A 17900-nucleotide genomic window follows, 5' to 3' on the forward strand; every position below is an offset into this window, starting at 1 on the left:
GCGGATGTACCCGTCGCTCGTGGGCGTCCATCGTGCCCGGGGTCAACGGTCGCAGCCGCCCTCCCGGTCCGGGCGGACGCCGGGGTGGGAGAGGTCGGCCAGTCCCTTGTACGCGTACGGGTCCGTGCCCGCGACCAGGACGACGTCGCGGTAGTCGGCCTCGGCGAAGTGGGTGCCGGCCGCCGCTTTGCCCCAGGGCAGCGGGGAGGTGGCGCTCATGTAGTGGTTGACCAGGGCGCGACGGAATCCCCGTTTTCCGGTGTTGGGCAGGGAGCGGTGCAGCAGGTAGCCGTTGAACACCACCGCACTGCCCGCCGGCACCTCGACCGGGACCGCGTCCTGCTCGCGGTGCGGGAAGCCGTACGACTCGGCGGTGCAGTCCCAGCGTGGGTCGTCGTGCTCCCGGTTCGGGTAGATGACACCGCGCCGGTGTGAGCCGGGCAGCACCCACAGGCAGCCGTTGTCGACGGTGGCGTCGTCGAGGGCGACCCAGACCGCCGTCAGCGACCGGTCGCGGGTCGGGATGAAGAACTCGTCCTGGTGCCACGCCTGGCCGGGCCTCCCCTCGGCCTTGACGAACAGCATCGACTGCATCGCCTTGACGTCGGGGCCGATCAGCGTGGTCAGCGTGTCGACCACGGCGGCGTGCTGTTGCATGGCGGCCATCACCGGCGACAGCTTGTGCGGGTGGTGGATGCACAGGTATCGCCGGATCACCTCGTCGTCGGGCTCCGCCGGGTCCGCCGGGGTCACGCCGTCGACGTCGCCGCGGTCGCCGCGGCACAGGGCGACCGTCTCGGCCCGCAAAGCGGAGACCTCCTGCGGGGTCAGCAGGTCCCGCAGCACCGCGAAGCCGTCCTGCCGGTAACTGTCCATGATGGTTACTCCAAGGGGCAGGGGTGCGGCGCCCGGCGGACCGGGCGCCGCACAACCGACTACTTGCGGTAGACGCGGACGTGGTCGATGTCGTACGTCATCGGGAACTTCGTGGTGTCGACGCCGTCGGCGCCAGCCCACGGGCCGCCGACCGCGAGGTTGAGCAGCAGCGTGGCCGGCGTGGTGTCCTGCGGGCCGGCGTTGGCCACCCACTTGTAGTCCTTGCAGGCGAACTTGAGGCCGTCCAGGTACCAGCAGACGCTCGTCGGCGTCCATTCGGCGGCGACCTCGATCCACCGCACGCGGATCGAGGAGTCGGCGTGGAAGGCGTTGCCGTCGAAGGACGGGTGGGCGTACGTCGTGCGGACCGGTCCCTGCGGCGGGCCGTCCGGGAACTCGTCGTGGTCGTAGTAGGTCTGCACCGCAGTCCAGAGCACGTCGGCGCCGTTGCCGCCCTTGTTGTACGGGGCTTCCAGGATGTCGATCTCCGGCGGCCACGGCGGCCGGACGTGCCCGTCGCCGTATCCGCCCGCGAGCCAGAACGCCGGCCAGCTCCCGAGCACGTCGGGCAGCCGGACCCGGGTGGTGAGGTACAACGGGTGCGAGACGGTCGGCAGGAACTCGCGCTTGCTGCGGATCATCGCCGACTCGTACTTGAGGTAGGGCTGGTCCAGGCGGGTCGCGGTGGCGTGCAGGCTCAGGTAGCCGTCCTGCACCGTGTGCATCCGCTTGCCGCCGGCGTTGACGTCCCGGTAGACCTGCGCCTCCTGGCCGGGCGCGGTCCCGTTGCCGCCCAGCGTGTCGAGGGTGCCGAGGGTCGTGCCGGTGACCGGGTCGCGGCCCAGGCAGCTCGGGTCGATCTTCGCCTGCTCGGCGGCGGACTCGGTGCCGCCGTCGTACATGTAGCGCGTGCACCACTTGTCGCGGTCGAGTGCACGCCCAGCGAACTCGTCGCCGTAGACCAGCTTGTAGCCGGCGGGATGCTGGTCGGCCGTCGCGTTGCCGACGCGGACCAGCAGGGTGGCGCTGGCCCGGGGGAGCAGTGACCCGCGACCCCAGGCCAGGGCGCTCAGCACGACTGGCCCGTCGCGGAACGCGGTGGTGTCGACCTGTGAGGTGGCGGCCGTGCCGTCGGCGGTGACGGTGGCCGTCGCGACCAGGTGGGCGAGCCGGTAGACCCGCACGGTCGCGAGGTTGGTGCCGGTGAAGCGCAGCTCGGTGGTGTCGTGGACGGTGCTGCCGGAGGTGGGTGCGGCGACGGCGAGCGTCACCCGGGGTGCTGCGGACGCCGGTTGGGCGGCGCCGAGGACGAGGGCTGCGGCGCCGGCCGCGGCCAGGAGCGCGCGTAGGGGGCGGCCTCGCGACCGGCCCATGTGAACCGGTTCAGAAGATTCCATGCGTTCTATCTACCACAGCGCTTGGCTCCCCGGCTAGGCTGAGCGGCGACATCTGAACCGGTTCAGATCCATCCTGAAGGAGACGTGGATGTCACCCACCGAAGTGCTCACCGCCGACGACCGGGCGCAGTTCCTGGACAAGGGATACGTCAAACTGACGGGCTGCTTCAGCGCGGAGGAAGCGCAGTCGCGCACCCGTTACATCTGGGACCGCCTCGGCTATCGCGCGGACGACCCCACCACCTGGGCGAAGGCGTCCGTGCACATGGCCGCGCACGAGGACATCGACGTCAGCACGTTCGCGCCCAAGGCCTGGCAGGCCGCCTGCGAGCTCGTCGGCGGCGCGGACCGGCTGACCGCGGCGAAGAACCCGTTCCCGTGGACCGACGCGTTCATCGTCAACCTGCGCCAGGAGACCGACGGGCCGTGGCAGCCACCGTCGCCGGCCACCCCCGGCTGGCACGTCGACGGAAGCTGGTTCCGGCACTACCTGGACTCGCCCGAACAGGGGCTGCTGGCCATCGTGCTCTGGTCCGACGTGGTGCACGAGGGCGGCCCGACGTTCGTCACCACGGACTCGGTCGCGCCCGTCGCCCGGTTCCTCGCCGACCATCCCGAGGGCGTGCTGCCGAGCGGGCACCCCGACGCGACGGTCTTCGACTACGCCGACCTGGCGGGCCAGTGCCACGAGTACGTCGAGGCGACCGGCCGGGTCGGCGACGTCTACCTGCTGCACCCCTTCGTGGTGCACGCCAAGTCCGAGAACGCGCTGAAGGTGCCGCGGTTCATCACCAACTCGACGCTGTTCCTCGCCGAGCCGATGAGGTTCAACCGGCCCGACCCCTCATTGGTGGAGCAGGCCGTCCTGCGCGCGCTCGGCGTCGACAGCTACGACTTCGTCGCCACCGGCCCGCGCGAGCGGGTCGTCCCGGACTCGGCCGGCGCGTACGACGCGCAGGCTGTGGAGGAGCGGCGGCGGCTGGCGGCGGCCGGCCACCCGAACTTCCTCTGAGACGGGAGCGGCCCCCGGTCATGGCGTTGACCGGGGGCCGCTCCGCTTGTCGTTACGGCTGGATGGCTCCGTCGGCCTGCATGTCGCGGGCGACCCGGACCAGTTCGACCAGGCCGGACGCGTACTCCTGCGACTCGGCGTGTGCCTCGTCGTACGGCGGCTGGAAGCCGACGCCCTCCCACTCCTGGGTCTCCGCGTTCCACAGGTCGTTGCCGACCTCGAAGTCCCAGGCCAGGATGCCCAGCTCGTAGTAGAGCTGGTCGGCCGAGTTGCCGGCCGCGGAGTAGAGCACGTCAGCGACCGGGCCGGTGTACGACGGCCAGGTCACCGTGCCACGCGAGCTGCGGATGGCGCCGATGATGCGCTTGGCGCTGTCCATGAAGTACGCCGACTCCTCGATGGACGGACGCGGCAGCGTGATGCGGCCGTCCGCCTTGTAGGCGCCGGGCGGCCACATGAAGTAGCCGCCGTAGCTGTGCACGTTCATCGCGAACTTGATGTTCGCGTGCGCCCTGGCGAGCGCGATCACGTTGCCGCTCTCCGCCTCGGACAGCTCCGAGGTGCCGGAGTACGTGCCCGAGGTGCAGTTGGCGCTGCCGCCGACGTACCCGTCGAAGTAGGAACCGACGGTGTAGTTGCGGTTGATGTCGACGCCCCACGAGTTGGCGAACCGCGGGTCGCGCTGGGCGCCCGTGCAGTGGTTCACCAGGTTCTTGCGCTGGAAGTTGTAGTCGTTGAAGGCGTAGTTCGCGCCGTCCGGGTTGACCATCGGGATCACGAAGATGTCGACGTTGTCGAGCAGGCTGCGGGTCTCCGCGTCGGTCGCGTAGTTGGCCAGCAGCCGCTCCGCGAACTCCAGGGTGACCAGCGGGGTGGCCCACTCACGGGCGTGCTCCTGCGAGTACGCCATGACGCCGATCTTCGAACCGTCACGGACCTTGCCGATCCGCAGCGCCTGCACGGTCCACGGCTTCTTCGACACCTCGGTGCCGTCGAGGCCGTCGTCGAGCCGGGCCGGGCCGGCGATCGGCATGACCTTGCCGGCCGAGCCGTCCTCGACGAACGCGTTGAACACCTGCGGGTAGCCGGCGTCGATGAACGCGGCGACCTGGTCGGTGGTGCTGATGACCGCGCCGGTGCTGTCCGTCGCGAGCGAGACGGTCAACACGCGGTCCTTGTACGTGGTCTTCAGCGGCTTGTTCTTCTTGCCGGGGTCGACCGTCTTGACCTGGACGCCGTTCATCTTCTGGTCGCCGAACTTGACCGAGTCGACGACGATCGCGGCGGTGGCCGGGTCGCCGAGGTAGGCGGACGCCGTGCGGCGGTAGCCCTGGGTCTTGTTGGGCAGGTCGATGACGTCGACCAGGCTCTTGTACTGCCGACCCAGCCGCTTGACGCGCGCCTGGATGTCGGTCGGCGTCATGTAGGCGGCGATGAAGTCCTTCTGGTAGCCGGCCGGGTTGGGCGGCGGGACCGCGCCCGGCCACGCCGTCGGCCGGATCGCCCGGGTGGTGCCGCCCAGGCTGGAGTTGGCCGTCACCGTCACCGGCTGCGCCGGCACGGGCTGGGGGAGTGCGACGTGGTACTGGTACTCGCCCGAGTCCTCGAACCGGGAGAGCGGGAAGGAGCCGGTGGTGCCGTCGGCGGTCTTCCACGTCACGGTGATCTCGACGTCCGGGTCGGCGGTCGCCGTCGTCGCCACCTGCACCGCCAGGAAGCTCTGGCCCTCGGACGTCCACCAGTACGACTGGAGGAACTGGAGGGTGTCGGTGTTGGCGGCCAGGGCAGCACGGGCGCCGGCGGCCTCCTTGCTGGCCATGACCCGCGCCGAGCCTTCGGACGCGGTCTGGATGAGCTGGGTGGCCACGGCACCGCGGGCGGTCAGCGCCGCCAGCTCCTGGTCGGTCACGACGAGGTCGACCTGCACCTGGCCGAGCGTGGTGCGCGGCCGGGCGGCGACGTCGGCGCCGCTGGCGACCAGGTCGCGCAGCATCGCCTCGTCGGGTAGGCGGAATCGGACGAGTGCGGTCTCGCCGGCGGCCACCTTGACAGCGGGGCCGGCGGCGGGTTTGGCGGTGTCGGGCGGGGCGGCGATGCTCGACCCGGACGGGGCGAGCAGCCCGACGGTCAGAACGGCTGCGGTGGCGCCGGCCACCCAGATCCGTCTGTTCGACATGGAACCTCCTGCGGACATCGAAGGACGCTGGGTCCTACATCAGTCCACAGATCGATCCGTGTCAACCGTTCGAAAGATACGCCAAGATAACTTCCGGTTGTGAGTCCCAGCGCCCGGTGAGCGCGGCGGCTGGAAGGTCACCGTCGGTAATTCGGCGGAGGATGACGATGCGTAATGACCCCACGTGGACCACAGTGTGGTCGCCGTGCTCCTCGATCCGGCGGATCTCCTCGACCTTGGGCGCGGCGCGGTCGGGTACGCCGGTGCCCCGGGCCGTCATCGCCGGCTCACGTTGCTCCAGCGTGCCGGCGCCGTCGACGTCGACGAACTCCTCGGCCTCGCCGGTGCCCGTGATGATCGCGCCGGCCAGGGCGGCGAGGTAGACCGGGTCGCCGGCCGCGTCGTACACCCAGCGCTTGCCGAGCACCTCGTGCTCGGTGGTGCCGACCAACCAGGCGTCACATCCGGGCAGCGGCGCGTCACGGTAGGTGAGCGGCACGTGGTGCACCGACCCGACGCCGAATCGGACGAGCATCGTCTCGATGCCGACGGCGCCGGCGGGGTCGTCGAACCGGAACGCGGCGACCCGCTCCAGCTCGCCGGCGGCGGCCTCGTGCCAACGCCGGCCGGGCAGCCAGCCCGCGAGCAGCTCGAGCTTGGTCGGGGTCAGGGTGGCTTTGTGCAACAGCGCCATTGCCGGATCGTACGCCCGTCCCTGCGGCTCAGGTTGTGCTGGTCAGCCCGACCGTGACCAGCAGGCCCGGGTGGTCGGTGCTGCGGTCCAGGTCGACCGGGCGCATGGTCGGCTGAGCGAGGTCGGAGGTGGCGAGCACGTGTTGCAGGCCGCCGTCGCCGAGCCACCGGTAGCCAGGGGGGATGCAGGGCCGCAGGTCCGGCGGCGCGCCGTAGCGGAGGTTTAGGTCGCCGGCCACGATCGTCGGGCGGTAGCCGGCCCGCCGGTGCAGCGCCGGCAGAGTGACGCCGAACAGGTGCTGGCACTGGCGCAGCGCGGCCTCGCTGTCGAAGCCGGCCAGGTGGGTGGTGCACACGTCGACGGCGGCGAGCAGGCACAGCCAGACCCGCTCCTCCGGGTCGACGGGGTCCTGCACGGGGTACTCGCCGCCGACCACCTCGTGCGGCGTCGTCGGCCGGCGGGCGATCAGTCCGATCCCGTACGCCTGGCCGTTGCGGCCGCACCGGGTGGGTCCGCCGGACGGGCGGTCGGGCGCCGCCCGGAAGCCGGACGTCACCAGGTCGCCGTGCACGCCCGCGAGCACCGAGCCGAGGGTGTCGACGTCGCCCTCGCAGATCTCGTTGAGCGTGACCACGTCGGGCCGGGTGTCCCGGATGACCTGGGCCGCGACGTCGATCGACCGGCCGGTGTAGCAGCCGGCCTGCCCGCTGGCGCACAGGTTGAGCTGGAGCAGCCGGACGGCGCGGGCGGGCGGTGCCACCGAACCACCGAGCAGCGCCGTGGCCGCGAGCAGCCAGGCGACGAGCACGAACCACCGCCGGGACGCCATCGCTGCACAGTCTAGGGACTGGCGGGTTGACACGGTGCCCGGAACTGTTCCACGATTCCACTAATCGCTTAGTGGAAGGTGGGAGATGATCGGCTTCCGGCTCGACGCGCGCTCCGGCGTGCCGACCTATCTCCAGCTCGTCAACCAGGTCAAGCACGCGCTGCGGCTGGGCCTGCTGGAGCCCGGCGACCGGCTGCCGACCGCGGCCGAGGTGGTCGCCGCGCTCGCCATCAACCCGAACACGGTACTCAAGGCCTACCGCGAGCTCGAGCGGGAAGGGTTGGTGGCGGCCCGGCCCGGCACGGGGACGTTCGTGCAGCGCACGCTCGGCCGGGTCGGCGCCGCCGACCGCGCGCGCCTGCACCGCCAGCTCGTGACCTGGATGCGGTCGGCGAACGCGGCCGGGCTCGACCGCGAAGACGTCGAGGCGCTGTTCGAGGCCGCCCGCCAGGACGTGGCGGAGGACGTCGCATGAGCAACGCGGTCGAGACGGTGGGGCTGGGGCGGCGCTACGGGCGGCACTGGGCGCTCCGGGAGTGCCGACTGTCCATCCCGGAGGGTCGGGTGGTCGCGCTCGTCGGACCCAACGGCGCCGGGAAGACGACACTGCTCAACCTGGTCGCCGGGCTGATCCGGCCGTCTGCCGGCAGCGTGCTGCGGTTCGGCGAGCCGGTCCGCGACGACCCGGCCTCCCTGGGCCGGTTCGCCTACCTGGCCCAGGACTCCGCGCTCTACCCGGGGTTCCGGGTCGCCGACCTGCTCACCTTCGGCCGCAAGCTCAACCCGCGCTGGGACGACGACCTCGCCCGTGACCGGCTCGCCCAGCTCGGCATCCCGCCGCGCAAGCGGGTCCGCCAGCTCTCCGGCGGCCAGCGGGCGCAGTGCGCACTGGTCCTCGCCTCGGCCAAGCGGCCCGACCTGCTGCTCCTGGACGAGCCGCTGGCCAGCCTCGACCCGCTCGCCCGTCACGACGTGATGGCGCTGCTGATGGAGACGGTCGCCCTGCACGGCACCACGGTCGTCCTGTCGTCGCACATCATCGCGGACCTGGTCGACACGTGCGATTGGCTGGTCGCCGTCAACCGCGGCCGGATTCAGGTCAGCGGCGAGATCGACGAGTTGCTGGCCGGGCACGCTGTGGTCAGCGGCCCGGTGGACCGGCGCGCGCACCTGCCCGACCGGCTCCCGGTGGTCACCGAGAGCGTCAACGGACGCCAGGTCGACCTGCTGACCCGCGCGACCACCGACACGTTCGGCCCGGCCTGGAGCGTCCGGCCGCCGTCCCTCGACGAGCTGGTCCGCGGCTACCTCGGCGCACCCGACGCGAGCGCGTTGCCCGGCCCTGTCGCCCTAGCCCGCTGACCATCCACTGGAGACGCACGCATGCTCTGGCTCGTCTGGCGCCAGCACCGCTGGCAGTTGCTCACCGTCGCCGCCGTCACGGCCGCGTACTGCGGATATCTGATCTGGGTCGCGTGGGGTGTGCCGGCCGCGATCGACGAGTGCCGGACCCTCGGCGGTGCCTGCGACGCGTTCAACCTGGCCAAGTCCCGCTGGGACAGCGCGATCCTCGTGGGCAACCTGCTGCCGCTCGCTGCCGGCGTCTTCTGGGGAGCGCCGCTGCTGGCCCGTGAGGTCGAGCAGGGCACCATCCGGTTGGTGCTGACCCAGTCGGTGAGCCGACGCGGCTGGCTCAGCGTCAAGCTGGGTGTGCTTGCCGCCGCCGCGGGTGTGTTCGGCGTCGCCGTGGGCTTGACGGTCAGTTGGGCGGCGCCGCGCCTGGGTTCGCTCAGCAACGACTGGCCGTTCGGCAACGACGTGCTCTTCAGCCAGGCGGGCGTGGTGCCCGTCGCGACCTGGGTGTGCGCGCTGCTCGTCGGCGCCGCGCTCGGAGCCGGCGTGCGCCGCCTCATGCCGACCGTGGCGGTGACCTTGGCCGTGCTCGTGCTCGGCTTCGCCGGCCTGGTCGCGCTGCGGCCACATCTGATCCCGCCGGTGGTCGCGGTCGCCGGCGCCGAGCGGATGATGCCCGACCCGTGGTTCGAGGCCAGCGAGCGCGGCTGGCTCTATCGCGTGTCCTATCTGGACTCCGGCGGCCGGGAGCTGACCTCGACGACGGCCGGAGAGCTCTGTGCTGACCCGGCGAACAGCTATCCGACCGCGGAGTGCCTGGCCCGCACCGGGCTTCGACAGCGGGCGGTATACCAACCCCTCGACCGTTATGTCTGGTTCCAGGCGGCCGAAGCCGGCCTGTTGCTGGTTGTCTCCGCCGGGCTCGCGCTGGCCATCCGGCGCAGGCTCGTCAACGCGGTTTAGCTCCTAGCTCTTCCGCTCCGCGCGTAGGGTCGAAAAGACGGAAGACACGCGCGACGCGGGAGACGGCCTTGACCGATCAGCTGCGCGGCGACGTGGTGCTGCGCGTCAACGGTGAGGACCGGGTCGTGAACCTCGACAACCGGTCCACCCTGCTCGACGCCCTCCGCGAGCACCTGCGCCTCACCGGCACCAAGAAGGGCTGCGACCACGGCCAGTGCGGAGCCTGCACGGTGCTGGTCGACGGCGAGCGGGCCAATAGCTGCCTGCTCCTCGCCGTCGCCGCCGAGGGCCGCGAGGTGACCACCGTCGAGGGCCTCGCCGACGAAGACGAGCTCCACCCGTTGCAACGGGCGTTCATCGCGCACGACGGCTTCCAGTGCGGCTACTGCACACCCGGACAGCTCTGCTCCGCGATCGGCATGCTCGCCGAGGTCGCGGACGGCATGCCGAGCTGGATCAGCGCCGACCTCACGGCCACGCCGGACCTCGACGACGACGAGATCCGCGAGCGGATGAGCGGCAACCTGTGCCGGTGCGGCGCGTACGCGGGGATCGTCGCCGCCATCCGCGAGGTGGCCGACGGATGAGGGCCTTCCGGTATGCGCGGGCCACCGACCCCGGCGCGGCGGCCGCCCTGGTCACGAGCCAGCCGGACGCGGTCTACCTGGGCGGCGGCACCAACCTGGTCGACCTGATGAAGCTCGGTGTCCTTCGCCCCGGCCTGGTCGTCGACGTCAGCCGGCTGCCGTACGACCGGATCGAGCACCTGCCCGACGGCGGCGTGCTGATCGGTGGCGCCGCCCGCAACCGCCGGGTCGCGCACGACGAGGGCATCCGCCGCCGCTACCCCGCGCTGGCCCGGGCGTTGCTGTCCGGAGCGTCCGGGCAGATCCGCAGCCAGGCCACGGTGGCCGGCAACCTGTTGCAGCGCACCCGCTGCCCGTACTTCCAGAACACCGCCACGCCGTGCAACAAACGGGACCCGGGCAGCGGCTGCTCGGCGATCCCCGGCGCGCACCGCGACCTCGGCGTGATCGGCACGTCGGAGCACTGTGTGGCGACCCACCCGTCGGACCTCGCGGTGGCGCTGGCCGCGTACGACGCGGTGGTGGAGGTGCGCCGCCCCGACGGCGCCGAAGTCCTGGTGCCGATCGGCGACCTGCACCGGCTGCCCGGCGACACACCGTGGATCGAGACCGTGCTCGAACCCGGCGACCTGGTCACCGGCGTCCAGCTCCCGCCACCGCCGGACGGCGCGGTCGCGACGTACCGCAAGGTGCGCGACCGCTGGTCGTTCGCGTTCGCGACGGTCTCCGTAGCGGCCGTGCTCAGCACCGACCAGGTCAGGCTGGCGCTGGGCGGTGTCGCCCCGAAACCGTGGCGGCTGACGGCCACCGAGCGGATGCTGGCGGGCACCGACCCGAGCGACGACGACGTCCGGGCGGCGACCCGCGCGGCGTTCACCGACGCCCGGCCGCTGCCGGAGAACGCGTTCAAGATCGAGCTCGCCGCGGATCTCGTCGCGGCGGTGCTGCGTGACCTGCGCACGGCGGGAGCCGTCCGATGACCGCCGGCAGCGGGCTGTCCCGGCTGGAGGGCCACGACAAGGTCACCGGCGCGGCCCGCTACGCCTACGAGTACCCCGTCGAGGATGTCCTCTACGTCTGGCCGGTCGGGGCGACCGTGGCCAGTGGCACCGTCACCGAGGTCGACAGCACCGCCGCGCTCGCCGACCCGGAGGTGGTCGCGGTGATCGACCACACCAACGCGCCCCGGCTGCTGCCGGCCGTCACCGCCGACGAGCTCGTCCTTCAGTCGCCGACCGTCGCGTACCGCGGTCAGATCGTCGCCGCTGTCGTCGCCACCACGATCGAGGCGGCCCAGGAGGGCGCCGAGCAGGTCCTGGTCCGCTACGTCGAACACGGGCACAAGGTCGTGCTCGACCCGGAAGACCCCGATCTGGAGCAACCCGAGACCACCAACGCCGGCTTCCCGGGTACGTCGATCAAGGGCGACGTCGACGCCGCGCTGGCCGCCGCCGACGTGGTGGTCGACACCGTCTACACGACCCCGGCGCAGCACAACAACCCGATGGAGACGGTCGCGATCATCGCGCGTTGGGACGGCGAGCGGTTGCTGCTCCACGACTCCAACCAGGGCCCGTGGGCGGCGGCGACCGCATTCGGGATGCTGTGGGGGATTCCGCCTTCGCAGGTCGACGTGGTGACGGAGCACGTCGGCGGCGGCTTCGGCAGCAAGGTCTGGCCAACAGCGGGCGCCGTGGTGGCGACGGTCGCCGCGCGCGTCACCGGCCGGCCCTGCAAGCTGATGCTGACCCGGCAGCAGATGTACACCATGGCACCGGCCCGCACCGCGACCCGCAGCCGGATCCGGCTCGGCGCCCGCAGCGACGGCACCCTCACCGCGATCGACCACGACGCGCTCCAGTACAGCTCGGTGATCCACGAGTTCGTCGAACAGACCGGGTCGGCCACCCGCACGATGTACGCGAGCGACAACCTGCGGATCCGGCACCGCCTGGCCCGGCTGAACCTGCCGACGCCGCGGGTGATGCGGGCACCGGGCAAGACGCCGGGCATGTTCGCGCTCGAGTCGGCGATGGACGAGTTGGCGTACGCGCTGGATCTCGATCCGCTCGCCCTGCGACTGCGCAACGAGCCCGCGACCGAGCCGGCGAGCGGGCTGCCGTTCGACGGGCGGCACCTGGTCGATTGCCTTCAGGCCGGTGCCGACAAGTTCGGCTGGGCGTCCCGCGACCCGACGCCGGGCGCGCGGCGGCGCGGCCGCTGGCTGTTCGGCACGGGACTGGCGTCCGCGATGTACCCGGTCTACCAACAGGGCGGCAAGGCGACGGCCCGCGCCGAGCCGGACGGCACGTTCGACGTCTGGGTCGCCGCGGTCGACATCGGCACCGGCTCCCGCACCGCGCTCTGGCAGGCGGCCGTGGACGCGCTCGGCGTACCACCGTCGCAGGTTTCGATCCACATCGGACACTCGGCCTACGGTCAGGCCGCGCTGGCCGGCGGTTCGGCGGGCACGGCGTCGTGGGGCGGCGCGGTGCGCAAGGCGTGTCTTGAGCTGAGCCGTCGGGTGGCCGAGCACGGGGGCGCGGTGCCTTCGGACGGTCTCGAGGTAACCGCGGACACCGCGGAGGACCAGCTAGCGCCGGACCGGGCCCGGCACTCGTACGGAGCGCACTTCTGCGCGGTCCGCGTCGACGCCGACACCGGCCAGGTGCGGGTGGATCGGCTGCTCGGGGTGTTCGCGCACGGCCACGCACTCAACGCCCGCACGACCCACTCACAACTACTCGGCGGCATGGTGATGGGCGTGTCTATGGCCCTGTGCGAGCAGACCGTGGTCGACCCGCGGCTGGGCCTGTTCGTCAACCACGACCTGGCGCAGTACCACGTCGCCACGAACGCCGACATCCGTGGCCTGGAGGCGCACTCGCTGGAACGTGCCGACGACGACGTGACCCTCGTCGGTGGCAAGGGCATCGGCGAGCTCGGCATCGTCGGGTCCGCGGCCGCGGTGGCCAACGCCGTCTTCCATGCGACCGGCGTACGCGTCCGCGACCTCCCGATCACCCCGGAGCGGGTCCGCGCGAGGTAGCCGACGTCTCGCGTTGCTCTTCTCGACGAACGAGGGCAGTCGAGAAGACCGCGGCGAACACGCTGAGTCCTCCCGCGATCGCGACAGGTATTCGCCGCCCCTGCTCCTTCAAGGTCAGATATTCGTCCTCGCTGATGACCGTCACGATGCCGTGGTTGTTGGTGACGTACTCCCCGGCGCGCTGCTCGGGCACACCAGCGCCACCGACGGATTGAACTCCGACCAGCCAGAACCCGGCGAACAGCAGCCCGCCCGCGATGAGGAGCCCAGCCGGCACCGTTTCGCCCACCAGCCGGAACATCGCTCTGGAAGCACGTGCGCGGTTGCCCGTCTGGCGCACGTTGAAGAGCAAGCATGCGAAGAGGGTGATGACAAAGCTCGGCACCGCCAGCAGCAACGCCGACCCCGCAATGGCGGCGGTGGGCAGCGGAAGGGCGCCCGGAAGTGCCGATGCTGCGAGCAGCACCACGCACCAAACGATCGCGGTCACCGCGATCCGGCGAATCCATCTCACGACGGGACGCTACCTCAGGTGGGAAGCTGGGCGGGTTCCGGGCGGAGGGCGCCCACGAAGGACACGAAGTCGGGCGCCAGGACCGTGATCCCGTAGTCCCAGTCCTGATCGACGTGGACCACGCGGGGCTCGCCGTCAGGGCCGCATTCGCGGTAGTCGAACGCGATCAGGTCGTGTCCTCCGGACGGGCAGGTGCCGAAGTAGACGCCGATCGGCGGGTACTCCCATTCTCCCAACCACAGCCGGTAGCCGCCGGCACCGGCCAACGAATAGCGCTTCGTCCGCCCGATCCCCATGATGCCGTCCACGAATACGTGGTCGTCGGCCCAGGTCGTCGGGCTCGGCGCCGGGCACCAGGTGTTGCGCGGGATCCCGCCGTTGTGCCACCGCATGAGCGTCACGTAGGACGCCGGCAGCCGGTATCCGAGCTCGGCCTCCACCGAGGCCACCAACTCCGCCGAGGGCGGGTCATCGACGAAGGCGTCGAGCGCGTACTCACTGTCGTCCCAGAACGACTCCAGCGCGACACCTGGAAAGGTCCGCTGAATATCCATCAGGCTCCCTACCGTCGGTATACCACCGTACCGGCCCGCCGTCGCTAGGTTGCCGCGCGTGACGTCCACGACGAGCAGTGGTCCTTCCACGTCCAGGCGATGTTCGAGGACGGGAAGCAACTGACGTCGACCGAGCTGTGGCAGCCCAGCTCTGGGTGTGCGTGCAGGTCCCGGTAGATCGCCGCGAGCTCCGTCGTCGTCCCTTTCGTCCACCAGGGATTCGTGCCGGAGGCGGGGGCGGACGGGTGCTGACCTGGGGAGATCACGACCTCGCAACGAGGGCATTGACGGACGGGGCGAGAAAAGTACACTCCCAGTGTAAATACACTCCCAGTGTAAATACCTGATCGGCAGTCGTTGATCTCGTCGCGTAGAGGTGACTATGACGCCGCAACACACCGGCACCGTCCTCGAGCTTCGGGGGATCGGCGTCAGCTTCGGTGGTCTCGTCGCGCTCGACGACGTGTCGATGACGGCCGCCACCGGCACCGTCGTCGGCGTGATCGGGCCCAACGGGGCCGGCAAGACGACCTTGTTCAACGTGATCTGCGGGTTCGTCGAGCCGAACACCGGCTCGGTCCTCTTCGAACAGAAACCGCTGCGGCCACGGCCACATCAACTCGCCGCCAAGGGCATCGTCCGCACCCTCCAGGGCGTCGGGTTGTTCCGTGGCCTCACCGTGCTGGAGAACGTGATGGCCGGCGCCACCCACACCGCGCGGGCCGGGCTGGTGTCGGCGCTGCTCGGGCTGCCGCGCAGCGACCGCGACGAGCGCCGGCTCCGCGACGAGGCGATGACCCTTCTCGACGAGCTAGGCATCGCCGAACACGCCCAGGCCTGGCCGGGCACCCTCCCGTACGCGGTCGGCAAACGGGTGGCCCTGGCCCGCGCGCTGGTCGCCCGGCCGCGGCTGCTGTTGCTCGACGAGCCGGCCGGCGGTCTGGGCGGTGAGGACGTCGACGAGCTCGCGGCCCTGATCGTCGACCTGCCGCGGCGCTCGGACTGTTCGGTGATGCTCGTCGAGCACCACATGGACCTGGTCATGAAGGTCTGCGACCAGATCGTCGTCCTCGACTTCGGCCGAGTGGTCGCCTCCGGCACGCCCGCGCAGGTGCGCGACAACCCGGCGGTGGCCGAGGCCTACCTGGGTGCGGAGGTGGGGTCATGACCGACGTCCTCGTGGTCGACAAGCTCAACGCCGGCTACGGCGCGGTGCCCGTGCTGCGCGACGTCGACCTGACCGTGCCGGCCGGCACCATCACCGCCGTCCTCGGCGCCAACGGCGCGGGCAAGACCACCCTGCTGCGCACGATCACCGGCCTGGTCCGACCGACCGGCGGGCGGATCCTCTTCTCCGGCGCCGATCTGCGCGCCGTCAAGGTCGAGCAGCTCGTTCGCCGGGGGATCGCCCACGTGCCCGAAGGGCGTGGCGTGGTCGCCGAGCTGACCGTCGACGAGAACCTGCGGCTCGGCGGGCTGTGGCGAAAGGACAAGGCAGACGCCAAGAAGGCGACCGCCGAGGTGTACGAGCTGTTCGAGCCGTTGGCCCGCCGCCGCGCGCACCTCGGGCACCAGCTCTCCGGCGGTGAGCGGCAGATGCTCGCCCTCGGGCGCGCGTTGGTCGCCAGGCCGACCCTGCTGCTGCTCGACGAGCCGTCGCTCGGTCTCGCGCCGAAGGTGACGGCGCAGATCATGGCGCTGCTCAAACAGCTCCGCGACACGACCGGGCTCACCGTGCTGCTGGTCGAGCAGAACGTCCGAGGTGCACTGTCCATTGCGGACCGAGGCGTCGTGATGTCGCTCGGCCGGATCGTGATGTCCGCCGACGCGGACCAGCTACTCGCCGACGACGGCCTGCGCCACGCCTATCTCGGCTTCTGACCTGCACCTGCCCACCCACCGCACGAAAGGAAACGCGGTTTGGAACGCTTCGTCTTCCTCACCTTCGACGGGCTGTCGCGGGGAGCCGTCTACGCCGCCTTCGCGCTCGCGTTGGTGCTGATCTGGCGGGCGGCGCGGGTGGTCAACTTCGCGCAGGGTGCGATGGCGGTCGTCACCGCGTACGCCGCGTACATGGTCTCCGACGCCGTCGGCTCGTACCTCGTCGGCTTCGTCGTTGCCCTGGTCGGTGGTCTGCTGCTCGGCGCCCTGGTCGAACGCGGCCTGATGCGGTTCGTCGGGCACGCCAACCCGCTCAACGACGTCATCGTCGCGCTCGGCCTGGTGCTGCTGCTGACCGCCGTCGTCGGCATCATCTTCGGCGGGGAGTTCCGCGCCGCCAACCAGCCGTTCGACACCAGGGCGATCGAGGTCGGCGGCGTACCGCTGATGAGCCGGTACGACCTGTTCATCTGGGGCACCGTCGCCACCATCGTGGTGCTGCTGGCGCTGCTGTTCACCCGCACCGCCGTCGGCCTGCGGATGCGGGCGGCGGCGTTCGCACCCGAGGTGTCGCGGCTGCTCGGCGTCAACGTGGGCCGGATGCTCACGTTGGGCTGGGCGCTCGCGGCGGTCGTCGGCGCGGTGGCGGGTGTGCTGATCCTGCCGACCGAGCTCGGCCTCCATCCACATGCGATGGACATCGTGTTCGCCTCCTCGTTCGCCGCGGCCATCGTGGGCGGCCTCGACAGCCCCGTCGGCGCGGTGGTCGGCGGCATCATCGTCGGCCTGATCCTGTCGTACGTCAGCGGCTATCTGGGTGCGGCCTTGACCCCCGTCGCGGTGCTCGCCGTGCTGCTCGCGGTCCTGCTGCTGCGGCCCGGCGGGATCTTCTCAGGTGTACGGGCGAGGACGGTATGAGCACAACGCAGGTGCGGCCGGCCCGGTCGCCGATCAGCCGCCTGATCACGCCCCGCAGGACCGGCCCCCGCCGTGGGTCGACGCTGCTGCGCCATCTGCTCTGGGTGGCGATCGCGGCGGTGGCGGTCTACTTCGTCAGCTACGGCATCGACCCGTTCCGCAACTACCAGCTCGCCACGGTCGCCGCCTACCTGTGCGTGACGGCCGGCCTGACGATGCTCACCGGCCTCAACGGGCAGCTCTCGCTGGGGCACGGCGCGCTGATGGCCTGTGGCGCGTACACGGTGGCGTTGGCCCAGAACGAGTTCAGCGACCGCGGTGTGCTCGGTGCCTGGGCGCTGCCGGTCTCGCTCGCGCTCGGCGTGCTGGTCGCGGCGCTGGCCGGCGCACTGATCGGCGTGTGCGCCGCCCGGCTCCGCGGCCCGTACCTGGCGGGCGTGACGCTCGCGGTCGCCCTCGTCGTGCCGGCGTTCACCACGCGGTTCGCCGGCCTGTTCAACGCCGATCAGGGCCTTTCGGTGTACGTGGACCCGGCGCCCGCAGCCCTCGGCCAGTACTTCCCGCCGGAGCGGTGGCAGGCGTGGATCGCGATCGGCGCGGCCATGCTGTCCCTGCTGATCGTCGCGAACCTGGTGAACAGCCGGTTCGGCCGGGCGTTCAAGGCCGTCCGCGACGACGAGGTCGCGGCCAAGCTGGCCGGCATCCACGTCGCCCGCACCCAGGTGCTCGCGTTCGTGGTGAGCGCGGGCTGCGCGGGCCTCGGCGGCGGCGTGCTGGCGGTCATCTCGCAGAGCGTGTCGCCCAGCGTCTTCGGCCTGACGCTGTCGCTCAACCTGTTGCTGGCGATCGTGCTCGGCGGGCTCGGCAGCCTGTTCGGTGCGGCCTGGGGTGCGCTGCTGCTCGTGCTGCTGCCCTATCTCACCACCGAGGTCACCCGCGGACTGTCACTGAGTCCGGGGCTGGCGAACAAGTTGGAAGGCAACCTCCCACTGGCGATCTTCGGCCTCACATTGATCATCGTGATGCTGGTCGCCCCCGGCGGCATCCAGGACGCGTTCCGGGCCCTGGGCCGCACGATCCGCCGCCGGTTCTGAAAT

18 protein-coding genes are annotated in these 17900 nt (G+C 71.2%); 11 read left to right on the forward strand and 7 right to left on the reverse strand.

Features of this window, described 5'->3' with window-relative positions:
- Positions 1–42 precede the first annotated feature (42 nt).
- On the reverse strand, positions 43–876 hold the full coding sequence (locus BLV39_RS36240; protein ID WP_090802411.1) for a phytanoyl-CoA dioxygenase family protein: 834 nt from the start codon (positions 874–876) through the stop codon (positions 43–45).
- A gap of 59 nt (positions 877–935) precedes the next feature.
- Positions 936–2249 (reverse strand): glycoside hydrolase family 16 protein, encoded by a 1314-nt coding sequence (locus BLV39_RS36245; RefSeq protein ID WP_176985248.1) that lies wholly within the window; start codon positions 2247–2249, stop codon positions 936–938.
- Positions 2250–2361: 112 nt separating this feature from the next.
- On the opposite strand from BLV39_RS36245, the gene BLV39_RS36250 reads away from it, so the two are divergent.
- On the forward strand, positions 2362–3285 hold the full coding sequence (locus BLV39_RS36250) for a phytanoyl-CoA dioxygenase family protein (RefSeq protein WP_176985249.1): 924 nt from the start codon (positions 2362–2364) through the stop codon (positions 3283–3285).
- A 52-nt stretch (positions 3286–3337) separates the two neighbouring features.
- Here the strand turns inward: BLV39_RS36250 and BLV39_RS36255 are convergent, their stop codons facing one another.
- The 3 genes from BLV39_RS36255 to BLV39_RS36265 all read right to left on the reverse strand — a co-directional run bounded on the left by BLV39_RS36255 (position 3338) and on the right by BLV39_RS36265 (position 6984).
- Positions 3338–5461 (reverse strand): M14 family zinc carboxypeptidase, encoded by a 2124-nt coding sequence (locus BLV39_RS36255; protein ID WP_090802416.1) that lies wholly within the window; start codon positions 5459–5461, stop codon positions 3338–3340.
- A 61-nt stretch (positions 5462–5522) separates the two neighbouring features.
- Positions 5523–6155 carry a CG0192-related protein gene (locus BLV39_RS36260; RefSeq protein ID WP_090802418.1) on the reverse strand — a complete coding sequence of 211 codons (633 nt, stop codon included), beginning with the start codon at positions 6153–6155 and terminating at the stop codon, positions 5523–5525.
- A gap of 28 nt (positions 6156–6183) precedes the next feature.
- Positions 6184–6984 (reverse strand): endonuclease/exonuclease/phosphatase family protein, encoded by an 801-nt coding sequence (locus BLV39_RS36265; protein WP_090802420.1) that lies wholly within the window; start codon positions 6982–6984, stop codon positions 6184–6186.
- Positions 6985–7069: 85 nt separating this feature from the next.
- On the opposite strand from BLV39_RS36265, the gene BLV39_RS36270 reads away from it, so the two are divergent.
- From BLV39_RS36270 to BLV39_RS36295, 6 genes are all read left to right on the forward strand, one after another.
- Positions 7070–7459, forward strand: coding sequence for a GntR family transcriptional regulator (locus BLV39_RS36270; protein WP_090802423.1), 390 nt, complete (start codon positions 7070–7072; stop codon positions 7457–7459).
- Positions 7456–8346: an ATP-binding cassette domain-containing protein gene (locus tag BLV39_RS36275; protein ID WP_090802425.1), complete on the forward strand. Its 891-nt coding sequence runs from the start codon at positions 7456–7458 to the stop codon at positions 8344–8346. The genes BLV39_RS36270 and BLV39_RS36275 overlap by 4 nt, the downstream gene beginning before the upstream one ends.
- Before the next feature lie 21 nt (positions 8347–8367).
- On the forward strand, positions 8368–9300 hold the full coding sequence (locus tag BLV39_RS36280; protein WP_090802428.1) for a hypothetical protein: 933 nt from the start codon (positions 8368–8370) through the stop codon (positions 9298–9300).
- Positions 9301–9368: 68 nt separating this feature from the next.
- The gene (locus tag BLV39_RS36285; RefSeq protein WP_090802431.1) at positions 9369–9887 is read left to right on the forward strand and encodes a 2Fe-2S iron-sulfur cluster-binding protein; all 519 of its coding nucleotides are present in this window, start codon (positions 9369–9371) and stop codon (positions 9885–9887) included.
- Positions 9884–10867, forward strand: coding sequence for an FAD binding domain-containing protein (locus tag BLV39_RS36290; RefSeq protein WP_090802434.1), 984 nt, complete (start codon positions 9884–9886; stop codon positions 10865–10867). The genes BLV39_RS36285 and BLV39_RS36290 overlap by 4 nt, the downstream gene beginning before the upstream one ends.
- Positions 10864–12936: a xanthine dehydrogenase family protein molybdopterin-binding subunit gene (locus tag BLV39_RS36295; protein ID WP_090802436.1), complete on the forward strand. Its 2073-nt coding sequence runs from the start codon at positions 10864–10866 to the stop codon at positions 12934–12936. The genes BLV39_RS36290 and BLV39_RS36295 overlap by 4 nt, the downstream gene beginning before the upstream one ends.
- On the opposite strand, the gene BLV39_RS36300 is transcribed toward BLV39_RS36295, so the two are convergent.
- Together BLV39_RS36300 and BLV39_RS36305 are read right to left on the reverse strand one after the other, a co-directional pair.
- Positions 12908–13450: a hypothetical protein gene (locus BLV39_RS36300; protein ID WP_143050040.1), complete on the reverse strand. Its 543-nt coding sequence runs from the start codon at positions 13448–13450 to the stop codon at positions 12908–12910. The genes BLV39_RS36295 and BLV39_RS36300 overlap by 29 nt on opposite strands.
- A 14-nt stretch (positions 13451–13464) precedes the next feature.
- The gene (locus BLV39_RS36305) at positions 13465–14004 is read right to left on the reverse strand and encodes an SMI1/KNR4 family protein (RefSeq protein WP_204082678.1); all 540 of its coding nucleotides are present in this window, start codon (positions 14002–14004) and stop codon (positions 13465–13467) included.
- A gap of 382 nt (positions 14005–14386) precedes the next feature.
- Here BLV39_RS36305 and BLV39_RS36310 point away from each other — a divergent pair, with 382 nt between their 5' ends.
- From BLV39_RS36310 to BLV39_RS36325, 4 genes are read left to right on the forward strand one after another with little or no spacing between them, the layout of a single operon-like run.
- Positions 14387–15172 (forward strand): ABC transporter ATP-binding protein, encoded by a 786-nt coding sequence (locus BLV39_RS36310; RefSeq protein ID WP_090802444.1) that lies wholly within the window; start codon positions 14387–14389, stop codon positions 15170–15172.
- Positions 15169–15885, forward strand: a complete 717-nt coding sequence (locus BLV39_RS36315) for an ABC transporter ATP-binding protein (protein ID WP_090802446.1) — start codon at positions 15169–15171, stop codon at positions 15883–15885. The genes BLV39_RS36310 and BLV39_RS36315 overlap by 4 nt, the downstream gene beginning before the upstream one ends.
- Positions 15886–15924: 39 nt before the next feature.
- On the forward strand, positions 15925–16803 hold the full coding sequence (locus BLV39_RS36320; protein WP_090802448.1) for a branched-chain amino acid ABC transporter permease: 879 nt from the start codon (positions 15925–15927) through the stop codon (positions 16801–16803).
- On the forward strand, positions 16800–17897 hold the full coding sequence (locus tag BLV39_RS36325; protein WP_090802451.1) for a branched-chain amino acid ABC transporter permease: 1098 nt from the start codon (positions 16800–16802) through the stop codon (positions 17895–17897). Before BLV39_RS36320 ends, BLV39_RS36325 begins: the two co-directional genes overlap by 4 nt.
- Positions 17898–17900 lie beyond the last annotated feature (3 nt).

This window comes from Asanoa ishikariensis (assembly GCF_900107455.1).
Taxonomy (GTDB): domain Bacteria; phylum Actinomycetota; class Actinomycetes; order Mycobacteriales; family Micromonosporaceae; genus Asanoa; species Asanoa ishikariensis.

Bases quoted from the DNA above. Each gene is read 5' to 3' on its own strand.
- BLV39_RS36240 (WP_090802411.1), bottom strand. From the start codon at position 876: ATGGACAGTTACCGGCAGGACGGCTTCGCGGTGCTGCGGGACCTGCTG.
- BLV39_RS36245 (WP_176985248.1), bottom strand. From the start codon at position 2,249: ATGGGCCGGTCGCGAGGCCGCCCCCTACGCGCGCTCCTGGCCGCGGCC.
- BLV39_RS36250 (WP_176985249.1), top strand. From the start codon at position 2,362: ATGTCACCCACCGAAGTGCTCACCGCCGACGACCGGGCGCAGTTCCTG.
- BLV39_RS36255 (WP_090802416.1), bottom strand. From the start codon at position 5,461: ATGTCGAACAGACGGATCTGGGTGGCCGGCGCCACCGCAGCCGTTCTG.
- BLV39_RS36260 (WP_090802418.1), bottom strand. From the start codon at position 6,155: ATGGCGCTGTTGCACAAAGCCACCCTGACCCCGACCAAGCTCGAGCTG.
- BLV39_RS36265 (WP_090802420.1), bottom strand. From the start codon at position 6,984: ATGGCGTCCCGGCGGTGGTTCGTGCTCGTCGCCTGGCTGCTCGCGGCC.
- BLV39_RS36270 (WP_090802423.1), top strand. From the start codon at position 7,070: ATGATCGGCTTCCGGCTCGACGCGCGCTCCGGCGTGCCGACCTATCTC.
- BLV39_RS36275 (WP_090802425.1), top strand. From the start codon at position 7,456: ATGAGCAACGCGGTCGAGACGGTGGGGCTGGGGCGGCGCTACGGGCGG.
- BLV39_RS36280 (WP_090802428.1), top strand. From the start codon at position 8,368: ATGCTCTGGCTCGTCTGGCGCCAGCACCGCTGGCAGTTGCTCACCGTC.
- BLV39_RS36290 (WP_090802434.1), top strand. From the start codon at position 9,884: ATGAGGGCCTTCCGGTATGCGCGGGCCACCGACCCCGGCGCGGCGGCC.
- BLV39_RS36295 (WP_090802436.1), top strand. From the start codon at position 10,864: ATGACCGCCGGCAGCGGGCTGTCCCGGCTGGAGGGCCACGACAAGGTC.
- BLV39_RS36305 (WP_204082678.1), bottom strand. From the start codon at position 14,004: ATGGATATTCAGCGGACCTTTCCAGGTGTCGCGCTGGAGTCGTTCTGG.
- BLV39_RS36310 (WP_090802444.1), top strand. From the start codon at position 14,387: ATGACGCCGCAACACACCGGCACCGTCCTCGAGCTTCGGGGGATCGGC.
- BLV39_RS36315 (WP_090802446.1), top strand. From the start codon at position 15,169: ATGACCGACGTCCTCGTGGTCGACAAGCTCAACGCCGGCTACGGCGCG.
- BLV39_RS36325 (WP_090802451.1), top strand. From the start codon at position 16,800: ATGAGCACAACGCAGGTGCGGCCGGCCCGGTCGCCGATCAGCCGCCTG.